This window comes from Stenotrophomonas sp. 89682_Sma (genome assembly GCF_056481405.1).
On the sequence record NZ_CM151147.1, the window covers coordinates 353,192 to 373,503 of the forward strand.

Consider the following 20,312-nt stretch of genomic DNA (forward strand, 5'->3'; position numbering starts at 1 on the left):
AAACAGGGTGCGCCTGCAGGGATGGTCGACTACACCATCGCCGTCGCAGCAGATGCGATTGGTGGCGCATGCCCCGTTCCACGATCGTCAATGTCGGTATAGCATCGCCCCGTTTTGATACTTAAGGCCCCCAGGAGGGCAACATGAGCAACGGTAATGGTGTGTCGGTCGTGACCGACGCCGTCGAGAACGTCAAAGAAACCGCCACCAACGTTGGCGAGACCATCGCCCACGCTGCTGAAGACGCAGTGAAGTCGGTCAAGAAGACCGTCAAGCGCGCCACCAAGGCTGCCGGTACCCGCGTTGCCAAGGCCAAGAAGGCCGTGGCCAAGGTCGAGAAGACCGTTGCCAAGAAGGCCGAAAAGGCTGCCAAGTCGGTCGGCAAGACCGTTGCCAAGGCCAAGAAGAAGCTGGAAGCCGCCAAGAAGAACGCCAAGGCCGAAGCCGCTGCCCTGAAGAAGGAAGTGGCCAAGAAGAAGGCCGCTGCAGGCAAGGCCGTGACCAAGAAGGCCGCCGCTGCCAAGAAGACCACCAAGGCTGCCGGCAAGAAGGTTGCCACCGTGAAGAAGGCCGCTACCAAGAAGGCCGCCGTCGCGAAGAAGACCGTTGCCAAGAAGACCGCGGCCGCCAAGAAGGTCGTCGGCAAGAAGGTTGCCACCGCCAAGAAGGCTGTGGCCAAGAAGACCGTCGCCGCCAAGAAGGTCGCCGGCAAGAAGGCTGTGGCTGCGAAGAAGGTTGTCGGCAAGAAGGTTGCCGCCACCAAGAAGGTCGCCACCAAGAAGACCGCCGCTGCCAAGAAGGTTGTCGGCAAGAAGGCTGCCGTCGCCAAGAAGGCCGTTGCCAGGAAGACCACTGCTGCGAAGAAGGTTGTCGGCAAGAAGGTCGCCGCGACCCGCAAGACCGTGGCCAAGAAGGCTGCACCGCTGAAGAAGGTTGCCGCCAAGAAGGCGCCGGCCAGGAAGGCGGCCGCGAAGAAGGCACCGGCCAAGGCCGTGCGCAAGGTCGCCAAGCGCAAGTAATCGCGCCGTGACCGAAGGCCCTGCCACCCCCCGGGTGGTGGGGCCTTTCGCGTTTCTGGGACACGGTCTGGGGCAAGATGCGGGTTCTTTCCACCGGAGCCTCCAGGCATGCGTGGTATCGACTTCAGTTCCTGGCAGGGCGTGCTGTCCACCTTGGCCGGCCTGGTCCTGATCACCCTGCTGGGCGTGGGCATCCGCCTGCTGGTGATGCAGACCCTGCAGCAGCGCCGCGAGCGCGAGAACCGGCAGATCAACGAACGGCTGCGCACGCTGATGGCGGCCTACAAGACTCTGGGCGGTTCGTTCACCGGCGAACTGGGCGTGGATCCCAGCCATCGTCGCGACCTGCGCCAGCGCGAAGAAATCGAAGGTATCGCCGAACCGCGCTCGGATCGCACGCGCCGCATCCGCGATGCCGTTGAGGCCGCGCTGTCGGACATCCTGCTGCTGGGCACCGACGAACAGGTGCGCCTGGCCGCGCGCGCTGCCAACGAACTGGCGCAGGGGCGTCCGGTACATACCCACGAACTGGTGGTCTCGTTGCGCGACTTCGTGCGCGGAGCGCTGGACCTGGCGCCGATTCCGCAGGACCTGCAGATTCCACCACAGGGCCCGACCCGGCCCGCTGCCGGCGGTGGCGGCAAGGGCCGCACCGACGGCGATGCCAAGGGAGGGCGTGGTGGTGGAGGCGGTGGTGGCGGAGGCGGTGGTGGCGGAGGCGGTGGTGGCGGTGGAATGGGCGGCATGGGCCTCGGTGCCGGCGCCGCACTGGGCGCCGGCCATGCTGCTGCCAGCGATGAAACGGACGCGCGCTGAGCGCGTCCGCCGGGTTCAGCGCGTCAGCTCGTAGATCGGCGCGAAGCCGCCGTAGATCATCCGCGCGCCGTCGAACGGCATCGGATTCTTCGTCGGATCAAACCGCGGGTCTTCCATCATCTTCGCCATGCCAGCGTCGCGGGTCGGTTTGTCCGGCCATTCGATCCAGGAGAACACCACCGTCTCATCCGGCGTGGCTTTCACCGCGCCGAAGAAGTCGGTGGTCTTGCCGTGGGGTACGTCATCGCCCCAGCACTCGACCACGCGCAGCGCGCCGTACTCGATGAAAACGGGATCCCCTGTGCGTGCATGGGCGAGGAACTTCTCCTTGTTGGCGGTGGGCACCGCCAGGACGAAACCATCGATGTAGCTCATTGCCTGCCTCCGGTTGGACCGTGCCGCATGCACGGCCTTCAAGTACCCGACGAACCGGGGCGCCGTGGATCGACAACGGTGGAAAGGTGGGAGAAAGCTGGGAGAAGAATGCACGCGCGCCGCGCGCGTATGCCAGACGAAGCCTGAATCAAGCCCAAAAATTCAGCAATGCGAAGACCTCTGTTTTCAGGGAGCGTTGTGGCGAATAACGGAGAATTTACATTCCCGATGCGATGGCGCCCTGGCGCTGCTGCACACCATAAGAAAGTAAAGGTGTACCCCCATGAAGAATTCGCTGATTGCTCTGGCCCTGGCCGCTGCCCTGCCGTTCACCGCTTCGGCTGCTGAGAACCTGTCGTACAACTACGCTGAAGCCGATTACGCCAAGACCGACGTCGATGGCGTCAAGGCTGACGGCTGGGGCGTCAAGGGTTCCTACGGCTTCCTGCCGAACTTCCACGCGTTCGGTGAATACAGCCGTCAGGAAGTCGACCACACCAACATCAAGGTTGACCAGTGGAAGGTCGGTGCCGGCTACAACGTCGAAATCGCTCCGTCGACCGACTTCGTTGCCCGCGTTGCCTACCAGAAGTTCGATCGCAAGCACGGCCTGGACTTCAACGGCTACAGCGCTGAAGCCGGCATCCGCACCGCCTTCGGTGCCCACGCCGAGGTCTACGGCATGGTCGGCTACGAAGACTACGCCAAGAAGCACGGCGTCGACATCGACGGCCAGTGGTACGGCCGCCTGGGTGGTCAGGTCAAGCTGAACCAGAACTGGGGCCTGAACGGCGAGCTGAAGATGAACCGCCACGGCGACAAGGAATACACCGTCGGCCCGCGCTTCAGCTGGTAATTGCTTCCTCGGCGCGCCTGCGCGCTGAAGTTGCCTCGACAGGCCCGGCCCATGCCGGGCCTGTTGCGTTGTGGGGAGCCGGATCAACCTGCCGCACCGCACCGCATCCGGCATCTGCGCGGATGCGGATGAGCGGGCTTACTCGCCCTGGTACTGCTTCTCTTCCACCAAGGCCGAACCGGCCACGCGGTTGATCTCGTTCTTCACCTGCACGCGCTCGCCATTGGTGCCGTACACGCCCCGCGCCAGCTGGATGAATGCATCGTCGAACACCTGGGCCGCTTCCTTGTCGCGCAGCTGGTCCTGGATGTCCCACATGCGCTCGTTGATCGCCTTCAACTGCTGCTTCAGCGCGGCCAGTGCCGGTTGTGCCTGCAGCTGCTGCTGCAGCAACGGCAGCAGGCCGTCCAGCTCGGTGCGCACGTTGGCCAGCTTGGCGGCATCGTCGATGCGCTCGGCCTTGATCTCGAGAATGGTGATCTTGTCGATCAGCTCGCCGATCGATACCGGAGTCAGAATGGCGTCCACGCAGTTGGTCCCTTTGAACAAGGCGCCATGATACCGCGCCGGTGGTAACCGGCCCCGGGCTGCTGGATTTACGCCGAATTTGCGCCGCGGGCCCGGCAGCACCCTCGATCCGTTACGGCCAGCCCCCCGACACTGCCGTCCCGGCGGCCAGACCGCCTTCGACGAGGAAAACAGTGCAGTGAACAGCAAGGGGACAATGGCGGCGGTGGTGGCCGCGCTGGCAGGGCTGCTTGGCATCGGCAGCGCGCAGGCACAGGTGCAGATGAGCGGCAGCATGGCGTTGACCAGCGATTACGTATGGCGTGGCAGCTCGCAGAGCGATGGTGACCTGGTCGTACAGGCGGGCGCGAAGGTCTCGATCCCATCGGGCTGGTACGCCAGCGTGTGGGGTTCCAATGTCTCGTTCAAGCCGGACAATGGCGCACGCAGCGAGTTCGATCTGGTCGCAGGCTGGTCGGGCGCGCTGGCCACGGACTGGACGCTGGACGCCAACCTGACGCGCTACCTGTATCCGGGCACCGGCCGCGCGCTGGACTGGACCGAGCTCAACACCACGGTGGCCTGGAAGCAGCGTGCCTGGCTGCAGGTCGCGCACTCCAACGATGCGCTGGCCGGTGGCCATCGTGGTACCTATGCCCAGCTCGGTGTGCGTGTGCCGCTGCACGAGCGCTTCCGTCTGGAAGCGGCGGTGGGCCAGTACTGGTTGGCCACCGAACAGGGACCGGACTACCTGCATGGCCAGCTCAGTGCCATTGCCACGCTGACGCCGGCGTGGGAGCTGCGTGCCACCGTGCATGACACGGACAACGCAGCCAAGCGCCTGTTCCCCGGCAACGCCGGTGGCCGATGGGAGCTGGCGCTGCAGGGCAGCTTCTAATCGGCCATCGAAGCCTGGCGTGCACGCAGCGCGCCGGGCAGCCACAGCAGCAGCGCCAGCACGGCCACGGCAGCACCGGCCACGCAGACGCCGGTCCAGCCGAAGCGCTGGTAGACCTGCGCCGACAGCAGCGAACCCAACGAACCGCCGATGAAGTAGCCGGTCATGTAGCCGGCATTGAGGCGATTGCGTGCCGCCGGTTGCAGCGCATAGATCAGGTTCTGGTTGCTGACGTGCAGCAGCTGCGCGGCCAGGTCCAGCACCACCACGCCCACCAGCAGTGCCAACAGCGAGTGTGCGGACAGCCCCAGCGGCAGCCACGACAGCAGCAACAGCAGCAGTGCGATGGCGGTGGCGCGACCGGTCTGCCCGCGGTCGGACATGCGCCCGGCCAGGCCGGCGGCCAGCGTGCCGGCCGCACCCACCAGGCCGAACAGGCCGATGGTGGCGTCACTGTAGGCGTACGGCGGCTGTGCCAGCAGGAAGGCGAGCGGTGTCCAGAAGATCGCGAACATGGCGAAGCTGCAGGCGCCCAGCAGGGTGCGCTGGCGCAGCACCGGTTCCTGCACGAACAGCACGCCGATCGAGCGCAGCAGTGCGAAGTAGCCGAGGCCGGCGCTGTGGTGGAAACGCGGCAGGCCGCGCTGCAGCGCCAATGCGGTCAGTACCAGGGTGCCCGCAGCGATCGCGTACACCAGGCGCCAGTCGCCCAGGCTTGAAAGCAGGCCAGCGACGGTGCGCGCCAGCAGGATGCCCAGCAGCAGGCCACTCATCAGCGTGCCGACCACGCGACCACGATGCTCGGGCGCAGCCAATGTGGCCGCGAAGGGCACCAGCACCTGCGCCACCACCGAGAACAGGCCGGTGATCGCGGTACCCACCAGCAGCCAGGTGAGCGACGGTGCGCAGGCACTGATCACCAACCCGCCGGCCGACAGCAGGCTCATCACCACGATCAGGCGGCGGCGCTCGAACAGGTCACCCAGCGGCACCAGCAGGATCAGGCCGGCGGCATAGCTCAGCTGTGCGGCAGTGACCACCATGCCAACCTGGCCGAACGGCACACCGAAGGCATCGGCGATGGTGTGCAGCAGCGGCTGCGCATAGTAGTTGCTGGCCACGGCCACGCCGGTAGCCACCGACATCAGCAGCACCTGCCAGCGGTGCAGTGGGGGGAGGGAGGGGCTCACGCGGTCTTCCAGAGAAGCGGGGTGCACAGTGTCCGCCTGCTGCAGCGATGATGGAAATGAATCATCATCATCCATGTCATCTGGAAACGAGATAGCAGGGTGAACCTCAAGCAGCTCGAGTTTGCCGTCGCCCTGGCCGAAGAGGGCAATTTCACCCGTGCCGCAGAAGGTTGCCACGTGGTGCAGTCCGCACTCAGCCACCAGATCGCCGCACTGGAGCAGGAACTGGGTACGCCGCTGTTTGAACGCCTGCCGCGCCAGGTGCGGGCGACCGCCGCCGGTGAGGCCATGCTGGTGCATGCGCGGCAGGTCCTGGCCAGCCTGCGCCACCTCCGTGCCGACGTGGCGGCGGTGAGCGGCGAGGTGCGTGGGCTGCTGGCGATCGGGCAGATTTCCTCGCTGACCGGTATCGACGTTGTGGCGATGCTGGCCGCCTTCCAGCAGGCGCACCCGCAGGTGGAGTTCCAGCTGCGGGTGGACAAGAGCGAGGACCTGATCGCGCAGATACAGTCGCGGGCACTGGACGTGGCACTGGTGGGGTTGGCGCCCTCTGCGGCGCTGGACGGTGTCTGCCACAGGATGCTGCAGGAAGAAGACCTTGTGGCGGTGCTGGCCCCCTCGCATCGGCTGGCCCGGCGCAAACGGCTGCCTTTGACCGCGCTGCAGGATGAAGCGCTGGTCGACTTCCCGCGCGGTACCGGTGCACGTCGGCAGACCGACGATGCGTTCGCTGCCGCCGGCCTGCCGCACACGGTGCGCTTCGAGGTCAATCTGATGGAACTGGTCGAGCGCTTCGTCCGCCATGGGCTGGCGGTCGGCATCGTGCCGGCGTTGATCGCCGAAGGCTTTGAAGGTGTGGTGCGGATCCCGCTGCAGCCGACCCCGACCCGCCGCGTGCATCTGGCCTGGCAACGGCTGCCGACGCCCGCGGCACGGGCGTTCGTGGAGGCTGTGCTCAGCCGCGCAGGCGCAGGCTCAGGCCCTTGAGGAAGTTGCGCAGCATCTGGTCCAGGCAGCGCCGGTAGTTGGCATGGCCGGGCTGGCGGAACAGGGCGCCGACCTCCGACTTGGAGACATTGAAGCCAGCGCTGGCGAAGATCTCCATCAGGTCCACGTCGCGCAACTGGAATGCCACCCGCAGCTTCTTCAGCACCAGGTTGTTGTCGATGCGGGTTTCCACCGCGCGCTGCGGCTGGCTCTCGTCACGGCCACGCAGGTGCACGATCAGGCCATCCAGGAAGTGCGCCAGTGCACTGTCGCTCATCGCCTCGAAACCGGCTTCATCTTCGCGGCGCAGCCAGGCCTTCACCTGTTCGGCATCCACGGCGAAGGCCGGGTCGGCCATCTGGCACAGGGTCACCACGTGGTGGTCGCCCAGGTCCAGGGAGTAGCGCACGCTGCGCAGGACATCGTTGTTGATCATGGCCCATTGTACCGGTGGCCCTGCAGCTGGAGTCACATCCCTATGCGGAGCAGAGGGATCTGACCCCGGAACTGGCCGATCCGGCAACACAGCGGCCAACCGACGATGCCAGAATGGGGGTCTGGTTTCCCCTGGAGTTGCCTGATGACCCGCACTGTCCTGATTACCGGCGCCACGTCCGGCTTCGGCGCCGCCGCCGTCCACCGCTTCGCCCAGGCGGGCTGGAAGGTGATCGCCACCGGCCGCCGCGGCGAGCGCCTGCAGCCGCTGGTCGACCGCTACGGCAAGGACGTGGTGCACGCCGCCGTCTTCGACATCCGCGATGCGGTGGCGATGGAAGCGGCGCTGCTGGCACTGCCGCCGGCGTTCGGTGAGATCGACCTGCTGGTCAACAATGCGGGCCTCGCACAGGGTACGGCGCCGGCGCAGAGCGCGAAGCTGTCGGACTGGACCACGATGATCGACACCAACATCACCGCGCTGGTCACTCTGACCCACCGCCTGCTGCCGCAGCTGGTGGAGCGCAAGGGCGCGATCATCAACATTTCGTCGGTGGCGGGCGTCTACCCGTACCCGGGCGGCAACGCCTACGGTGGCACCAAGGCCTTCGTCAGCCAGTTCTCGCTGGGCCTGCGTTCGGACCTGCACGGTACCGGCGTGCGCGTGACCACGATCGAGCCGGGCATGGCCGAAACCGAGTTCACCGTGGTCCGCACCCACGGCGACCAGGCGGCGTCGGACAAGCTCTATACCGGCGCCAACCCGATGACCGCCGAGGACATCGCCGAGCAGATCTTCTGGGTGGCCACGCTGCCGCCGCACCTGAACATCAATCGCCTGGAACTGATGCCGGTCAGCCAGTCGTTTGCCGGCTTCCAGGTCGCTCGCGAAGGCTGACCAGTGCCGTGCGTCCTGTAGAGCCGAGCCCATGCTCGGCTTCGTCTGGATTCAGCCGAGCATGGCTCGGCTCTACAGAAACAAAAAAGCCGGGCATTGCCCGGCTTTTTTCCATTCAGACCCGATGGGTCACTGCGCCTTGATCGCCATCGCCTGCAGGCCGGTGCCATCCAGCTTCTGCTTGGCTTCGGACAGTTCGCCGGCGCTGCCATACGGCCCCATGCGCACGCGGTACACGGTCTTGCCGTTGATCTGCGCCGACTCCACGCGTGCCGCAAGTCCCATCATCGCCAGCTTGGCCTTGGTTGCTTCGGCATCGCCGGAGGCACCGAACGCGCCTGCCTGCAGGATGTAGCGTGCGTTGTCGGCGGCCGCCGGTGCGGCAGCGGCCGGGGTACCCGCCGTTGCCGGTGCGGTTTCCGCGCGCGCTGCCGGCGTGGCGGCGGCGGTGCTGGTCGAGGCCGGGGCGGTGCTGGCCGGCGGCGTTGCCGCGGCCGGGCGTTCACTCAGCGGTGCCGGCAGCGGACGGCTGGTGGCGGTCACCTGCGCGGTGCTGGATACGCTGGCGGTGGCCGCCGGTGCCGGTGCGGTGGTGGTCGCCGGCGGAACCGGCTTGCCTTCCAGCGCAGCCTGCGCGCGTGATGCTTCGGCCTTGGCCCGGCGCTGCTCTTCGGCACGTGCGCTGGCAGCCAGTTCGGCGTCGGACATCTCGACTTCCTTGCCCGGCAGCAGGGTGTAGAAGTCGTACTGGGTGGCGGCCGGCTTTTCCGGTTCGGCCGGCTTCGGCGTCGCCGGCTGCGCGGCCGGCTGGGTGCCGACATCGCTGTCGGCATCGGCGACCGGGGCCGGCTGCGCGTTCGGGTTCGGCTGCGGACCGGCGCGCAGGAAGCCATCGCCCTCGCCCTTGAACAGGTTCGGCGCCGCCAGGAACACCACGGCCGCGATCGCTACACCGGCCACCAGCCACACCCATCCGGGTGTGCCCTGGCTGCCGCTGTTGCGTCGTGCCTGGCTTTTGCCGCGTCGTGCTGCCATGTGTACTGCGTCTCCTGATGCTTACATTTTTTCCGGGGCGCTGACGCCCAGGAGTTCGAGGCCATTGGCCAGTACCTGGCGCGCCGCACAGGCCAGGGTCAGCTTGGCATTGCGGTCGGCGGCGTCATCCACCAGCACCGGCGTCCCGTGATACCACGTGTGGAACGCGTGCGCCAATTCACGCAGGTACTGCGCCACCAGATGCGGTTCCAGCGCCACGCCGGCCGCTTCCACCACTTCCGGATACCGCGAGATCTCGTTCATCAGCAGCAGCGAGGCGTCGTCGGCCAGGCGGCCGAGGTTGGCCAGGCCGTTGCCCTGTTCGTACACCAGGCCCTTCTCCTGTGCCTGGCGCAGCAGGCTGCAGACGCGGGCATGCGCGTACTGCACGTAGAACACCGGGTTGTCGTTGCTCTGCTGGCGGGCCAGGTCGATGTCGAAGGTCAGCTGCGAATCGGGCTTGCGCGCGATCAGGAACCAGCGGGTGGCATCGCGGCCGGCTTCCTCGATCAGGTCGCGCAGGGTGAAGTAGCTGCCGGCACGCTTGGACAGCTTCACTTCCTCGCCGCCGCGCATGACCGTGACCATCTGGTGCAGCACGTATTCCGGCCAGCCCTGCGGGATGCCCACTTCCATCGCCTGCAGGCCGGCGCGCACGCGGGCCAGCGAGCCGTGGTGGTCCGCACCCAGCTCGGTGATCGCGCGCTCGTAGCCACGCTGCCACTTGGACAGGTGGTAGGCCACGTCCGGCACGAAGTAGGTGAAGGTGCCGTCGGACTTGCGCATCACGCGGTCCTTGTCGTCACCGAAGTCGGTGCTGCGCAGCCACAGCGCGCCACCTTCTTCGTAGGTGTGGCCCGAGGCCTGCAGCTTGGCGACCGCTTCGGCAACCTTGCCGTCGGCGTACAGCGAGCTTTCCAGGAAGTAGATGTCGAAGTCGACGCCGAACGCGGCCAGGTCCAGGTTCTGCTCGTTGCGCAGGTAGGCCACGGCGAAGCGGCGGATCGCCTGCATGTCGTCCGGGTCCTTGGCGCCAACCACGGTGCTGCCTTCCAGGTCGACGCTGGCGCCGGCCATGTAGGCACGGGCGACGTCGGCGATGTATTCACCGCGGTAGCCGCCTTCCGGCCAGCCGTCCTGGTCCGGCGCGATGCCCTTGATCCGTGCCTGGGTGGACAGTGCCAGGTTCTCGATCTGAACGCCGGCGTCGTTGTAGTAGAACTCGCGCTTGGCGTTCCAGCCGTTGGCATCGAGCACGCGCGCCACGCAGTCGCCGATCGCCGCCGCGCGGCCATGGCCGACATGCAGCGGACCGGTCGGGTTGGCCGACACGTACTCCACGCCCACCGTGCGGCCATTGCCGGACAGGTTGCGGCCGTAGTCGTGGGCCTCCTTGATGACCGAAGCGGCTTCGCGCTGGTACGCGGCCGGGGCCAGGTGGAAGTTGATGAAGCCGGGGCCGGCGATCTCGACCTTGCTGACGTCCTCGCTGCGCGGCAGCGCCTCGACCAGCGCCTGTGCCAGTGCGCGCGGATTGCTGCGCGCGGCCTTGGCCAGCAGCATCGCGGCGTTGGTGGCGAAGTCGCCGTGGTCGCGGGTCTTCGGGCGCTCGACCACGAAGTCCGGCGGCAGGGAGTCGGCGGGCAGGGTGCCATTGGCGCGCAAGGCTTCGATGCCTTGGCTGATCAGGGCGCGGAGGAGATTTTTCACGAGGCCTGCTGTGAGAATGAGCGGCGGAATCGCCCATTTTAGCGCAGATGCCCGCGCCTACGCTGACCGGAACATGCCGGTAGGGGCGGCCGATGGCCCCTGCGGGGCCGCGCTCAACCGAACAGGCGGGGCTGGAGTTGGGCCAGCAGGCCTCGTTCAGCAAACGAAACGGGACGGCCCTCGCCGACCACGAAGTGGTCCAGCAGGCGCACGTCCACCATCGCCAGCGCCTGCTGCAGTTCGTCGGTGATGCGGGTATCGGCGCTGGAGGGTTCCGGGTCGCCGGACGGGTGGTTGTGGCTGAGAATCACCGCCGCCGCGTTGTGCAGCAGGGCGCGCCGCACCACTTCGCGGGGGTAGACCGGGGCCGCATTGATGGTGCCGTGGAACAGCTCTTCACAGGCGATCAGGCGGTGGCGATTGTCCAGGAACAGGGCCATGAAGACCTCGCGGGCCTGGCCACGCAGCCGGTGCTGCAGGTAGCGGCCGACCGCCGCGGGGTTGTTGCCTACCGCCTCGCCGTGCTCCAGCTCGGCCGCCAGATAGCGATGGGCCAGCTCCAGCCCGGCCGCCAGCGTGCAACTGCGCGCCGGGCCGAGCCCGGGCAGGCGGGCCAGTTCGGAGGCGGGGCGGTCGAGCAGCACCCGCAGCGGGCCGTGCGCCTGCAGCAGGTCGCGCGCGGTCTGCACGGCATCGCGGCCACCGAACCCGGAGCCGAGAAACAGCGCCAGCAGTTCGGCGTCGGAAAGTGCCGTGGGCCCGCGCGCGATCAACTTCTCGCGGGGGCGTTCCTGTTCGGGCCAGTCATGGATGGGCATGGCCCCATCATCGCCAGACTTTGCGGTGGCTCCCATCAGGGCACGCCGCGGACTGGGGTCGGAGGTCGCCTCAGCCGCGCCGGGTCTGCAGGTAGTCGAACAGCTCCTGGTTGGTCTGCAGGCCCAGCTTGCGCTTGGCTTCGGCTTTCTGCCGGCTGATCGTCTTCGGGCTGCGCCCACACCGTGCGGCCACGGCATTCACGCTGAGGCCGGCCGCCAGCAGGTCCAGCACTTCCTGCTCGCGCGCCGACAGCGGCGTCGGTTCGCGCGGGAACAGCAGATCGCGGGCCTGCAGATGGTGGCGCAGCTGCTGGGAGACGAACACCTGGCCGACAAGCGCTGCGTTCAGTGCCTGCGGCAGTTCGGAGAAATCGGCGCATTTGTCGACCAGGCCGCTGACGCCCTCGCGCAGCAGGCCATCGAGCAGCCCGGGATGGCGCGCGCCGGTCAGCACGACCACCGGAAGCCCGGGGTAGCGGGTGTGCAGCGCATCGATCAGTTCCGGGCCATCCGGGCCGGTGCCCGGCATCGACAGGTCGGTCAGCACGGCATCGCATGGGTGATGGTCGACCAGCTGCAGCAGCTCGGCGCCGTCACGGGCGCTGCCGACGATGTCCATCAGGTGGGTCTGCAGCACGATGCGGATGCCGTGCAGGACCACGGGATGGTCGTCGGCGATGATGATGCGTGGGTGCACGTGGCTCCTCGGAGATCGAACAGGCCACCCTGTGCGGCAGCCAAGGCCTGATTCTGCAAAAGCACTGGCCCGCAGAGGTATAGGAAAGGTCCGAAATCGATGCCGGCTGGATTCCCTGGCAACCTGGGCGGAATCCATCTGCTGATAGCCGCCCGCTATGTGCACCATGCACCGGGACATTACCGACCATCGGGTAAGCTAGCGCCCTCGTTTGCACAGGAATTCCAGGTGGCTGACTCCCCCAACGCTTCCCCCGCGCCGGCCCGCGCGCTGGAAGGTCAGAAACTGCTGTTGTGCGTCGGAGGCGGGATCGCGGCCTACAAGGCCCTGGAACTGGTGCGGCGCCTGCGCGACGCCGGTGCCCAGGTGCAGGTGGCGATGACCGCCGGTGCCCAGCAGTTCGTCACTCCGCTCAGCTTCCAGGCGCTGTCCGGGCAGCCCACCCGCACCACGTTGTGGGACAGTGCCGCCGAACAGGCCATGGGCCACATCGAGCTGGCGCGCTGGGCCGACCGCATCGTGGTCGCCCCGGGTACCGCCGATCTGCTGGCGCGGCTGGCCCAGGGCCACGCCGATGACCTGGTCAGCACCCTGTGCCTGGCCAGTACCGTGCCGCTGACGATCTGCCCGGCGATGAACCACCGCATGTGGCTGCATCCGGCCACCCAGGCCAACATCGCCCTGCTGCGCCAGCGCGGTGCGCAGGTGATCGGCCCGGTCGATGGTCCGCTGGCCGAGGGCGAATCCGGTCCCGGCCGTCTGGCCGAACCGGGCGACATCGTCGCCGCGCTGGCCGCCAATGGCAGTGCCGCAGCGGCGGTTGCCTCACCGGAAACCCGCGCGCTGCAGGGCCTGCGCCTGCTGATCAGCGCCGGCCCGACCTACGAAGACATCGATCCGGTGCGCTATGTCGGCAACCGCAGCAGCGGCAAGATGGGTTTCGCCCTGGCCGCGGCTGCCGCGACGATGGGCGCGCAGGTGGTGCTGGTCAGCGGCCCGGTGCAGCTGCCGACGCCGCCGGGCGTGCAGCGCGTGGACGTACGCTCGGCCGCGCAGATGCGTGATGCCGTGCTGAAGTCGCTGCCGGCCGACATCTATATCGGTGCCGCCGCGGTGTCCGACTACACCCCGCGCCAGGTGGCCGCGCAGAAGCTGAAGAAGACCGCCGACAGCCAGTCGCTGGTGATCGAGCTGGTACGCACGCCGGACATCCTGGCCGAAGTCGCCGCGCAGACGCAGTCGCTGAAGCTGGTGGTCGGCTTTGCCGCCGAGACCCACGACGTGGAGAAGTACGCACGCGGCAAGCTGGTCGACAAACGCCTGGACCTGGTGATCGCCAACCAGGTCGGCATCAGCGGCGGCGGTTTCGAGAGCGACAACAACGCCGCCACGGCCTTCTGGCAGGACGGTGAACAGGTATTCCCGGCCACCTCCAAGCGCGAGCTGGCCGAACAACTGCTGGCGCTGATCGCGCGGAGACTCCAGGCATGACCCAGGCTTTCACTTCCCAACCGCTGCAGGTCAAGCTGCTTGATCCGCGTTTCGGCGACAGCTGGCCGCTGCCCGCCTACGCCACCGAAGCCAGCGCCGGCATGGACCTGCGCGCCGCGCTGGATACCGCGCTGACCCTGCAGCCGGGCGACACCGCACTGGTGCCCAGCGGCCTGGCCATCCATATCGCCGATCCGCACCTGTGCGCGGTGATCCTGCCGCGTTCCGGGCTGGGCCACCGCCACGGCATCGTGCTCGGCAACGGCACCGGCCTGATCGACGCCGATTACCAGGGGCCGTTGCTGATCAGCGTCTGGAACCGTGGCCGCGAGGCCTTCACCATCGAGCCGGGCGATCGCATCGCGCAGCTGGTGGTCGTGCCGATTGCCCGCGTCAGCCTGCAGGTGGTGGATACTTTCACCGACAGCGTGCGGGGAACGGGTGGATTCGGCCATACCGGGGTGCGTTGACGGGGGACATTGATGAGCGGCATCGGGGAAGGGCAGCGGGAACGGTCGTTGGGACGCAGTGCGCCACTACTGGGGGTGCTGCTGGTCCTGCTTGCCGGCTGGTTCGGATGGAGCGCGGTGCAGCAATGGCGGCAGGAGGCCAATGGCCAGGCGCTGGAAGAAGCGCGTGACCAGGCCGTGCAGGGGCTGCAGGAGGCGGCTGCCGGCCAGCTGAAACAGTTGCAGCAGCAGTTGAAGAACGAACGCGTGCAGCAGGCACTGCAGGCCGGTGACGCCGCCGCGGCAGCGCTGGCCGTACGCGAGAGCTGGACCGGGGTGGAGCAGGTTGAAGTGCTGGGCGCCGATCTGGCCACGGCCTATGCCGACCCGGCCACCTTCGGCTATGCACGCCTGGCCCTGCTGGAAGAAGCGCTGGCCGAGGGCAAGCCAGGCCTGCGCGTGGTGCGCGATGCCGGTGGCAATCGTCTTGGTCTGGCGGCACCGGTGCAGCTGGGTAGCCTCGGCCCGGCAGTGCTCTACGTGCGCCAGCCATTGCTGCGGCTGACCTCGCCGCTGGACCAGGTGAGCGCCCCATCCACCGGTTTCCTCGGCCTGCGCCAGGGCACGCATGATCTCGTTGCCCAGGGCGACGCTGGCCTGGCCGAGAGCGCCGAAGCGCTGGCGCGCCCGGTTCCGGGCACACCGTTGCGGCTGGTGGCTGCCGTACCCAATGTCGAAGCCGGTCCACTGGGCCTGGGATCGCTGGCCAGTGCCATCGTCGCGCTGCTGCTGGCCTTTGTCGCCGTGTTGCTGGTGGTCGGTCGCGGCCGCCTGCCGAAGACCCTGCCGCTGCCGCGTCGCGCCTCTGCGGCCGAGGCCGATCATGGCCCAACCCTGAGCGAGAGCCTGCAGATGGCGCCGCCGCCGGTGGCCGCCACCAGCGCCGAGGAAAGTGCACCGCCGCCGCCACCGCCGGTCCCGGCCGGGGAACTGGCCGCCGGCATCTTCCGCGCCTATGACATCCGTGGCGTGGTCGGCAGCGAACTGACGCCGAAGACCGCCGCGCTGATCGGCCAGGCCATCGGTACCGCGGCGCTGGAACAGGGCCTGCGCGAGGTGGTGATCGGCCGTGATGGCCGCCTGTCCGGCCCGGAACTGGCTGCGGGATTGGCCGAGGGCCTGCGTCGCACCGGCTGCGCGGTGATCGACATCGGCCTGGCGCCGACGCCGGTGGTGTACTACGCCGCCTTCCACCTGCGCACCGGTACCTGCGTGGCGGTCACCGGCAGCCACAACCCGCCCGAGTACAACGGCTTCAAGGTGGTCATCGGCGGCGAGACGCTGTCCGGCGATGCCATCACCGATCTCTACCAGCGCATCGTCGAGGGTCGCCTGGTGCAGGCAGCCGAGCCGGGCGATTACCAGCAGCGCGATGTGGGTGCCGACTACATCCAGCGCATCGCTGATGACGTGCAGCTGGACCGCCCGTTGAAGGTCGTGGCCGATGCCGGCAACGGCGTTGCCGGTGCGCTCGCACCACAGCTGCTGGAAGCGATCGGCGCCGAAGTCATTCCGCTGTACTGCGATGTCGACGGTACCTTCCCCAATCATCATCCCGACCCGAGCGAACCGGCCAACCTGGAAGACCTGGTGCAGACGGTCAAGCGCTTCGGCGCCGACCTCGGCGTCGCCTTCGATGGCGATGGTGATCGACTGGGCGTGGTCACCGGCGAAGGCAGGATCATCTACGCCGACCGCCTGCTGATGCTGTTTGCCGCAGATGTGCTGATGCGCAACCCCGGCGCGATGGTGATCTACGACGTGAAATGCACCGGCAAGCTGTCCGACCATGTGCTGCGCAATGGTGGCAGCCCGTTGATGTGGAAGACCGGGCACTCGCTGATGAAGGCGAAGATGCGCGAGACCGATGCCGAGCTGGCCGGCGAGATGAGCGGCCACTTCTTCTTCAAGGAGCGTTGGTTCGGTTTCGACGACGGCCTGTATGCCGCTGCGCGACTGCTGGAAATCCTGGCACAGCGCGAGGAAACCCCGGACGAGGTGCTGGGCGAACTGCCGGAGATGGTGGCGACGCCGGAGTTGAAGGTACCGGTGGCCGAAGGCACGCCGCACGCGCTGGTGGCGATGCTGGTGGCGGCGGCGCAGTCGCCGGACAACCCGTACGTGGGCGGCAGGTTGTCGACCATCGACGGCCTGCGCGTGGACTTCCCTGATGGTTGGGGCCTGGTGCGTGCCTCCAATACGACGCCGGTGCTGGTGCTGCGCTTCGAGGGCAACGACGAGGCGGCACTGGAACGCATCCAGGCGCTGTTCCGCAGCCAGCTGCAGCCGGTGCTGGGCGACACCCCGCTGGGGTTCTGAGCTGGGCCGGGCTGCGCCCGGCACCCGCCGAATCAACAGCAACATCAACATCAAAAGCAAGCTATTCGCGGGATGGTGGGGCGGTGTCGGAGTGCGGGGACGCCGCAAGTACGTCCCTGTAAGCTCGGTCGCCGCTTGCTCGTGTGCGCTGTCCTGCGCACACGGCAAGACCGGGGTTGGGCGTCCTGCCCAACCCGCCCGAGGCATGCCTCGGGCCCATGCGGCTGACACCCCGCACTCCGACACCGCCCCACCCCTGGCAATTTCCTGGAGCTGTTGGTAGGTGTCGACCTTGGTCGACACAGTAGATCCACGCCATGCGTGGATGCTCTTCGATGGATATTCATCCACGCATGGTGGGTGCCGACCGTTGGTCGGCACGCTTTCACCCCTTGAACCGCAAACCCACGCCCGGTTCGGTGAACAGGTAGCGCGAATCCAGCGCCGAATCGCCCAGCTTGTGCCGCAGCTTGCCGACCAGGATGCGCAGGTAATGGGTGTCGTGCTGGTGGGTCGGGCCCCAGATTTCCTGCAGGATCTGCGGTTGGGTCACCACCCGCCCGGCATTGCGCAGCAGCAGTGACAGCAGCGCGTATTCCTTGCGGGTCAGCGCCACCGGCTCGCCACCGAGGGCGACTTCGCGACGCACCAGGTCCACGTGCAGATGGCCGTCGTCGAACACCGGCGGCGTGCCGTCGCTGGGCACGCTGCGCGTACGCAGCAGCGCGCGCACCCGGGCCATCAGTTCCTGCGTGCCGAACGGCTTGGTCACGTAGTCATTGGCACCGGTGTCCAGCGCCCGCACCTTCTCGGCTTCGCCCGCACGCACGGTCAGCATGATCACCGGCACCTGGCTCCACTGCCGCAGTTGCTCCAGCACCTCGTGGCCTTCCATGTCCGGCAGGCCGATGTCCAGGATCACCAGGTCCATGTCCTCGCTGGCGGCCAGCTGCAGGCCTTCCTGGCCGGTCGCCGCCTGCCGCACCTGGTAGCCCTGCGCGCGCAGGCTGATGTCCAGGAAACGGCGGATCTGGGTTTCATCGTCGATCACCAGCACGCGCGCGGCCGGCACGCTGGCATCAATCGGGGTCGGGCTCATCGTGGGAGGCTGGCTTGAGCAGGGGCAGGGTGATGCGGATCAGGGTACCGCGACCGTCGCGTCCGGGCAGCGCCTGCACGCTGCCGCCATGCGCACCGACCATGCCCTGGCAGATGGTCAGGCCCAGTCCGGTGCCGTGGCGGCCACGGTCACCGCGCTCGACGCTGTAGAACATGTCGAAGATGCGCGCGCGCTCGTCGTCGGGAATGCCGGGCCCGGCATCGATCACGTCGATGCGCAGCTGGCCGTCCAGCTCGCGCGCCTGCACCTGCACGGCGGCGTCGGGCGGCGAGAACTTGGCGGCGTTCTCCATCACGTTGAACACCGCCTGTTCGACCAGCGCGGGGTGCACCCAGATCGGTGCCAGCGTGGCTGGGATGTCCAGCTCCAGCCGCACCTTCGGCTGGTAGCGCTGCAGGCGCCGCGCCGCCGAGCCGATCAGTTCGTCCACGCCGATCCAGTCGCGATTGATCTTCAGTCCTTCGTGGCCGAGGCGGGTCATGTCCAGCAGGTTCTGGATGTAGCGGTCCAGCCGTTCGCCTTCGACCAGGATGGTGTCCAGCAGGGCGCGTCGATCTGTCGTATCCATCGCCGCGCCATAGCTGGCCAGGCTGTCGGCGGAGCCGATCATCGCCGCCAGCGGCGAGCGCAGGTCGTGCGACACCGAAGAGAGCAGGGCCGAGCGCAGCCGCTCGGTCTCGTTGCTGACGTGCGCCTGCTCCAGTTCGGCCACCAGCCGGGTGCGCAGCGCGGCCTGCGCGATGTCGTCGACCATCGCCTCGGCCAGCTGCCGCTGCTCGGGCAGCAGGCGCGCCTGCGCGCCGGGCAGGTACAGGCCGGCCACGCCGATGGCGCGGTCTTCGCCATCCAGCAGCGGCAGGAACCACCACTGCGCACCGGCCAGGGTATCGGTGAAGCGGCCGCTGGGCTGGCCATGGCGCAGGGCCCAGTCGGCCGCCGCCAGATCTGTATCGCCCGGCTGCGAACGGCCACCGGATGCCGTGTCGGCGCCGATCCGCAGCCACGAAGGAACGTCCATCGCCTGTTCCAGCGCCAGGCGCCCGGCCTGCGCCACTTCACCATTGCCGGCCGCGCTGGCCAGCTGCCGTCCCAGCTGCTGGCGCGCACGCGCATGGCGGTTGGCCGCACGCAGCGCGATCACCTGCATGCGCAGGCGCGAAGCCAGGCGCCCGGCCACCAGTGCCGCGGCCAGGAACAGGAACACGGTGATCACGCCCTGGCGGGCACCGATGGCGAAGGTGAAGCGGGGTGCGATGAACAGGAAGTTATAGGCGAGGAAACACAGGATCGCCGCCATCACCGCCACGCTCGCACGCGTGCGCGCCGCCACCAGCACCACTGCCACGATGAACACCATCGACAGGTCGGCCATGCCGACCCAGCGTTCGGCCAGCCACGCCACCGCGCAGGCCAGCGCGGTGGCGATCAGTGCCTGTACCGGCTCGTAGCTGATGCCGCGCATTGGCGGCAGCAGGCCCTCGCGGCGCGAGCGCGCGCGTGCCTGCGGGGTGCTGATGATGGTGATCTCGTAATGCGCGCCGCGCTGGATCAGCTGCTGGGTCAACGTTCGGTTGAACATCCGCGCCAGCGGACGTTCGCGGGTCCGCCCCAGCACCAGGGTCGACACGCCGTTGTGCGCGGCGTGGTCGAGCAGGGCGTCGGCGATGCTCGAGCCGTGCAACAGCTCGGCGTCGCCGCCCAGCCGCCGTGCCAGGGCGAACGCAGCATCGATCTCGCGCCGGGTCGCCTCGTCCTGGCGGCGGCCCTGTACGGTCACCACGGTCCACGGTGCGTCCCGGCGTTCGGCGATGCGTCGCGCCACGCGCACCAGATATTCACTCTGGCCGCCGCCGTCGATCGCCACCAGCACGCCGCGGCGCAGTGGCAGGTTGCTCTCGCCACGGGCAGCGCGTGCCTCGCGCAGGCTGCTGTCGACGCGGTCGGCGGCCTCCTGCATGGCCAGTTCGCGCAGCGCGGTCAGGTTCGCTGGCGAGAAGAACGCCTGCAGGGCCTGCGCGGCCTGTTCCGGCACATAGACCTTGCCCTGCTGCAGGCGCGCGATCAGCTCGCGCGGCGGCAGGTCAACCAGCACGATGTCGTGCAGGCGGTCGAGCACGACATCAGGCACGGTCTCGCTGACCCGCACGCCGGTGATGCGCATCACCACGTCATTGAGGCTTTCCAGATGCTGGATGTTGACCGTGGTCCAGACGTCGATGCCGGCGTCCAGCAGCTCCATCACATCCTGCCAGCGCCGCTCGTGGCGGCTGCCCGGTGCATTGCGATGGGCCAGTTCGTCCACCAGCACCAACGCAGGATGCCGTGCGAGCACGGCATCCAGGTCCATCTCCTGCAGGGCATGACCGTGATAGGCCAAGTCCTTCAGCGGCAGCTGCGGCAGCCCCACCAGCAGCGCCTGGGTATCGGCACGGCCATGGGTTTCCACCAGCCCGACCACCAGGTCGACGCCGCGGCGCAGCTGTTCCTGCGCGCGGGTCAGCATGGCGTAGGTCTTGCCCACGCCCGGCGCCGCGCCGAGGAACACGGTCAGCTTGCCGCCGGCTTCGCGTTGCAGGCCTTCGACCAGGGCATCGGCCTGGCGGGTACGCGCATCAGTCATGGGAGCCGCTGT

General features: G+C 67.9%; 19 protein-coding genes. 9 read left to right on the plus strand and 10 right to left on the minus strand.

Annotated features, from left to right (window positions below; all coding sequences use genetic code 11):
* Positions 1-143 precede the first annotated feature (143 nt).
* Both ACZK29_RS01575 and ACZK29_RS01580 read left to right on the plus strand, forming a co-directional pair.
* Entirely contained in the window at positions 144-1,019 is an 876-nt protein-coding gene (locus tag ACZK29_RS01575) for a histone (protein WP_164147157.1), read from the plus strand.
* Between the two features lie 108 nt (positions 1,020-1,127).
* A complete protein-coding gene (locus tag ACZK29_RS01580; protein ID WP_478448730.1) occupies positions 1,128-1,835 on the plus strand; it encodes a hypothetical protein in 708 nt (235 codons plus the stop codon).
* 15 nt (positions 1,836-1,850) lie between these two features.
* Here ACZK29_RS01580 and ACZK29_RS01585 read toward each other — a convergent pair whose 3' ends face one another.
* On the minus strand, positions 1,851-2,210 hold the full coding sequence (locus ACZK29_RS01585; RefSeq protein ID WP_164147301.1) for a DUF1428 domain-containing protein: 360 nt from the start codon (positions 2,208-2,210) through the stop codon (positions 1,851-1,853).
* Between the two features lie 283 nt (positions 2,211-2,493).
* On the opposite strand from ACZK29_RS01585, the gene ACZK29_RS01590 reads away from it, so the two are divergent.
* Positions 2,494-3,066, plus strand: coding sequence for an OmpO family porin (locus ACZK29_RS01590; RefSeq protein WP_111205141.1), 573 nt, complete (start codon positions 2,494-2,496; stop codon positions 3,064-3,066).
* 138 nt (positions 3,067-3,204) lie between these two features.
* Here ACZK29_RS01590 and ACZK29_RS01595 read toward each other — a convergent pair whose 3' ends face one another.
* A complete protein-coding gene (locus ACZK29_RS01595; protein ID WP_046984111.1) occupies positions 3,205-3,594 on the minus strand; it encodes a DUF6165 family protein in 390 nt (129 codons plus the stop codon).
* A gap of 178 nt (positions 3,595-3,772) precedes the next feature.
* Here ACZK29_RS01595 and ACZK29_RS01600 point away from each other — a divergent pair, with 178 nt between their 5' ends.
* Positions 3,773-4,471 carry a TorF family putative porin gene (locus tag ACZK29_RS01600; RefSeq protein ID WP_164147302.1) on the plus strand — a complete coding sequence of 233 codons (699 nt, stop codon included), beginning with the start codon at positions 3,773-3,775 and terminating at the stop codon, positions 4,469-4,471.
* On the opposite strand, the gene ACZK29_RS01605 is transcribed toward ACZK29_RS01600, so the two are convergent.
* The gene (locus tag ACZK29_RS01605) at positions 4,468-5,616 is read right to left on the minus strand and encodes an MFS transporter (protein WP_343160951.1); all 1,149 of its coding nucleotides are present in this window, start codon (positions 5,614-5,616) and stop codon (positions 4,468-4,470) included. The genes ACZK29_RS01600 and ACZK29_RS01605 overlap by 4 nt on opposite strands.
* A gap of 144 nt (positions 5,617-5,760) precedes the next feature.
* Here ACZK29_RS01605 and ACZK29_RS01610 point away from each other — a divergent pair, with 144 nt between their 5' ends.
* Entirely contained in the window at positions 5,761-6,648 is an 888-nt protein-coding gene (locus ACZK29_RS01610) for a LysR family transcriptional regulator (protein WP_111205139.1), read from the plus strand.
* Here the strand turns inward: ACZK29_RS01610 and ACZK29_RS01615 are convergent.
* Complete coding sequence (locus ACZK29_RS01615) at positions 6,617-7,084, minus strand: YehS family protein (protein WP_111205138.1); 468 nt, start codon at positions 7,082-7,084, stop codon at positions 6,617-6,619. The two genes, ACZK29_RS01610 and ACZK29_RS01615, sit on opposite strands and share 32 nt — an antisense overlap.
* Before the next feature lie 144 nt (positions 7,085-7,228).
* Here ACZK29_RS01615 and ACZK29_RS01620 point away from each other — a divergent pair, with 144 nt between their 5' ends.
* Positions 7,229-7,981: an SDR family NAD(P)-dependent oxidoreductase gene (locus ACZK29_RS01620; protein ID WP_049429652.1), complete on the plus strand. Its 753-nt coding sequence runs from the start codon at positions 7,229-7,231 to the stop codon at positions 7,979-7,981.
* A 129-nt stretch (positions 7,982-8,110) separates the two neighbouring features.
* Here ACZK29_RS01620 and ACZK29_RS01625 read toward each other — a convergent pair whose 3' ends face one another.
* The 4 genes from ACZK29_RS01625 to ACZK29_RS01640 form a co-directional block, all read right to left on the minus strand.
* Positions 8,111-9,016, minus strand: a complete 906-nt coding sequence (locus ACZK29_RS01625; protein ID WP_459048155.1) for an SPOR domain-containing protein — start codon at positions 9,014-9,016, stop codon at positions 8,111-8,113.
* 21 nt (positions 9,017-9,037) lie between these two features.
* The gene (argS, locus tag ACZK29_RS01630) at positions 9,038-10,726 is read right to left on the minus strand and encodes an arginine--tRNA ligase (protein WP_010486900.1); all 1,689 of its coding nucleotides are present in this window, start codon (positions 10,724-10,726) and stop codon (positions 9,038-9,040) included.
* Between the two features lie 113 nt (positions 10,727-10,839).
* Positions 10,840-11,544 carry a RadC family protein gene (gene radC / locus ACZK29_RS01635; protein ID WP_111205135.1) on the minus strand — a complete coding sequence of 235 codons (705 nt, stop codon included), beginning with the start codon at positions 11,542-11,544 and terminating at the stop codon, positions 10,840-10,842.
* 70 nt (positions 11,545-11,614) lie between these two features.
* Positions 11,615-12,241: a response regulator gene (locus ACZK29_RS01640; protein WP_106550842.1), complete on the minus strand. Its 627-nt coding sequence runs from the start codon at positions 12,239-12,241 to the stop codon at positions 11,615-11,617.
* Between the two features lie 228 nt (positions 12,242-12,469).
* Here ACZK29_RS01640 and coaBC point away from each other — a divergent pair, with 228 nt between their 5' ends.
* From coaBC to ACZK29_RS01655, 3 genes are read left to right on the plus strand one after another with little or no spacing between them, the layout of a single operon-like run.
* Complete coding sequence (gene coaBC, locus ACZK29_RS01645) at positions 12,470-13,732, plus strand: bifunctional phosphopantothenoylcysteine decarboxylase/phosphopantothenate--cysteine ligase CoaBC (RefSeq protein ID WP_478446561.1); 1,263 nt, start codon at positions 12,470-12,472, stop codon at positions 13,730-13,732.
* Positions 13,729-14,202 carry a dUTP diphosphatase gene (gene dut, locus ACZK29_RS01650; RefSeq protein WP_005411999.1) on the plus strand — a complete coding sequence of 158 codons (474 nt, stop codon included), beginning with the start codon at positions 13,729-13,731 and terminating at the stop codon, positions 14,200-14,202. The genes coaBC and dut overlap by 4 nt, the downstream gene beginning before the upstream one ends.
* 12 nt (positions 14,203-14,214) lie before the next feature.
* A complete protein-coding gene (locus tag ACZK29_RS01655; RefSeq protein ID WP_478446562.1) occupies positions 14,215-16,560 on the plus strand; it encodes a phosphomannomutase/phosphoglucomutase in 2,346 nt (781 codons plus the stop codon).
* Positions 16,561-16,945: 385 nt separating this feature from the next.
* On the opposite strand, the gene ACZK29_RS01660 is transcribed toward ACZK29_RS01655, so the two are convergent.
* Complete coding sequence (locus ACZK29_RS01660) at positions 16,946-17,659, minus strand: response regulator transcription factor (RefSeq protein ID WP_049431087.1); 714 nt, start codon at positions 17,657-17,659, stop codon at positions 16,946-16,948.
* Positions 17,640-20,300, minus strand: a complete 2,661-nt coding sequence (locus ACZK29_RS01665) for a sensor histidine kinase (protein WP_111203781.1) — start codon at positions 20,298-20,300, stop codon at positions 17,640-17,642. The genes ACZK29_RS01660 and ACZK29_RS01665 overlap by 20 nt, the downstream gene beginning before the upstream one ends.
* Between the last annotated feature and the right edge of the window lie 12 nt (positions 20,301-20,312).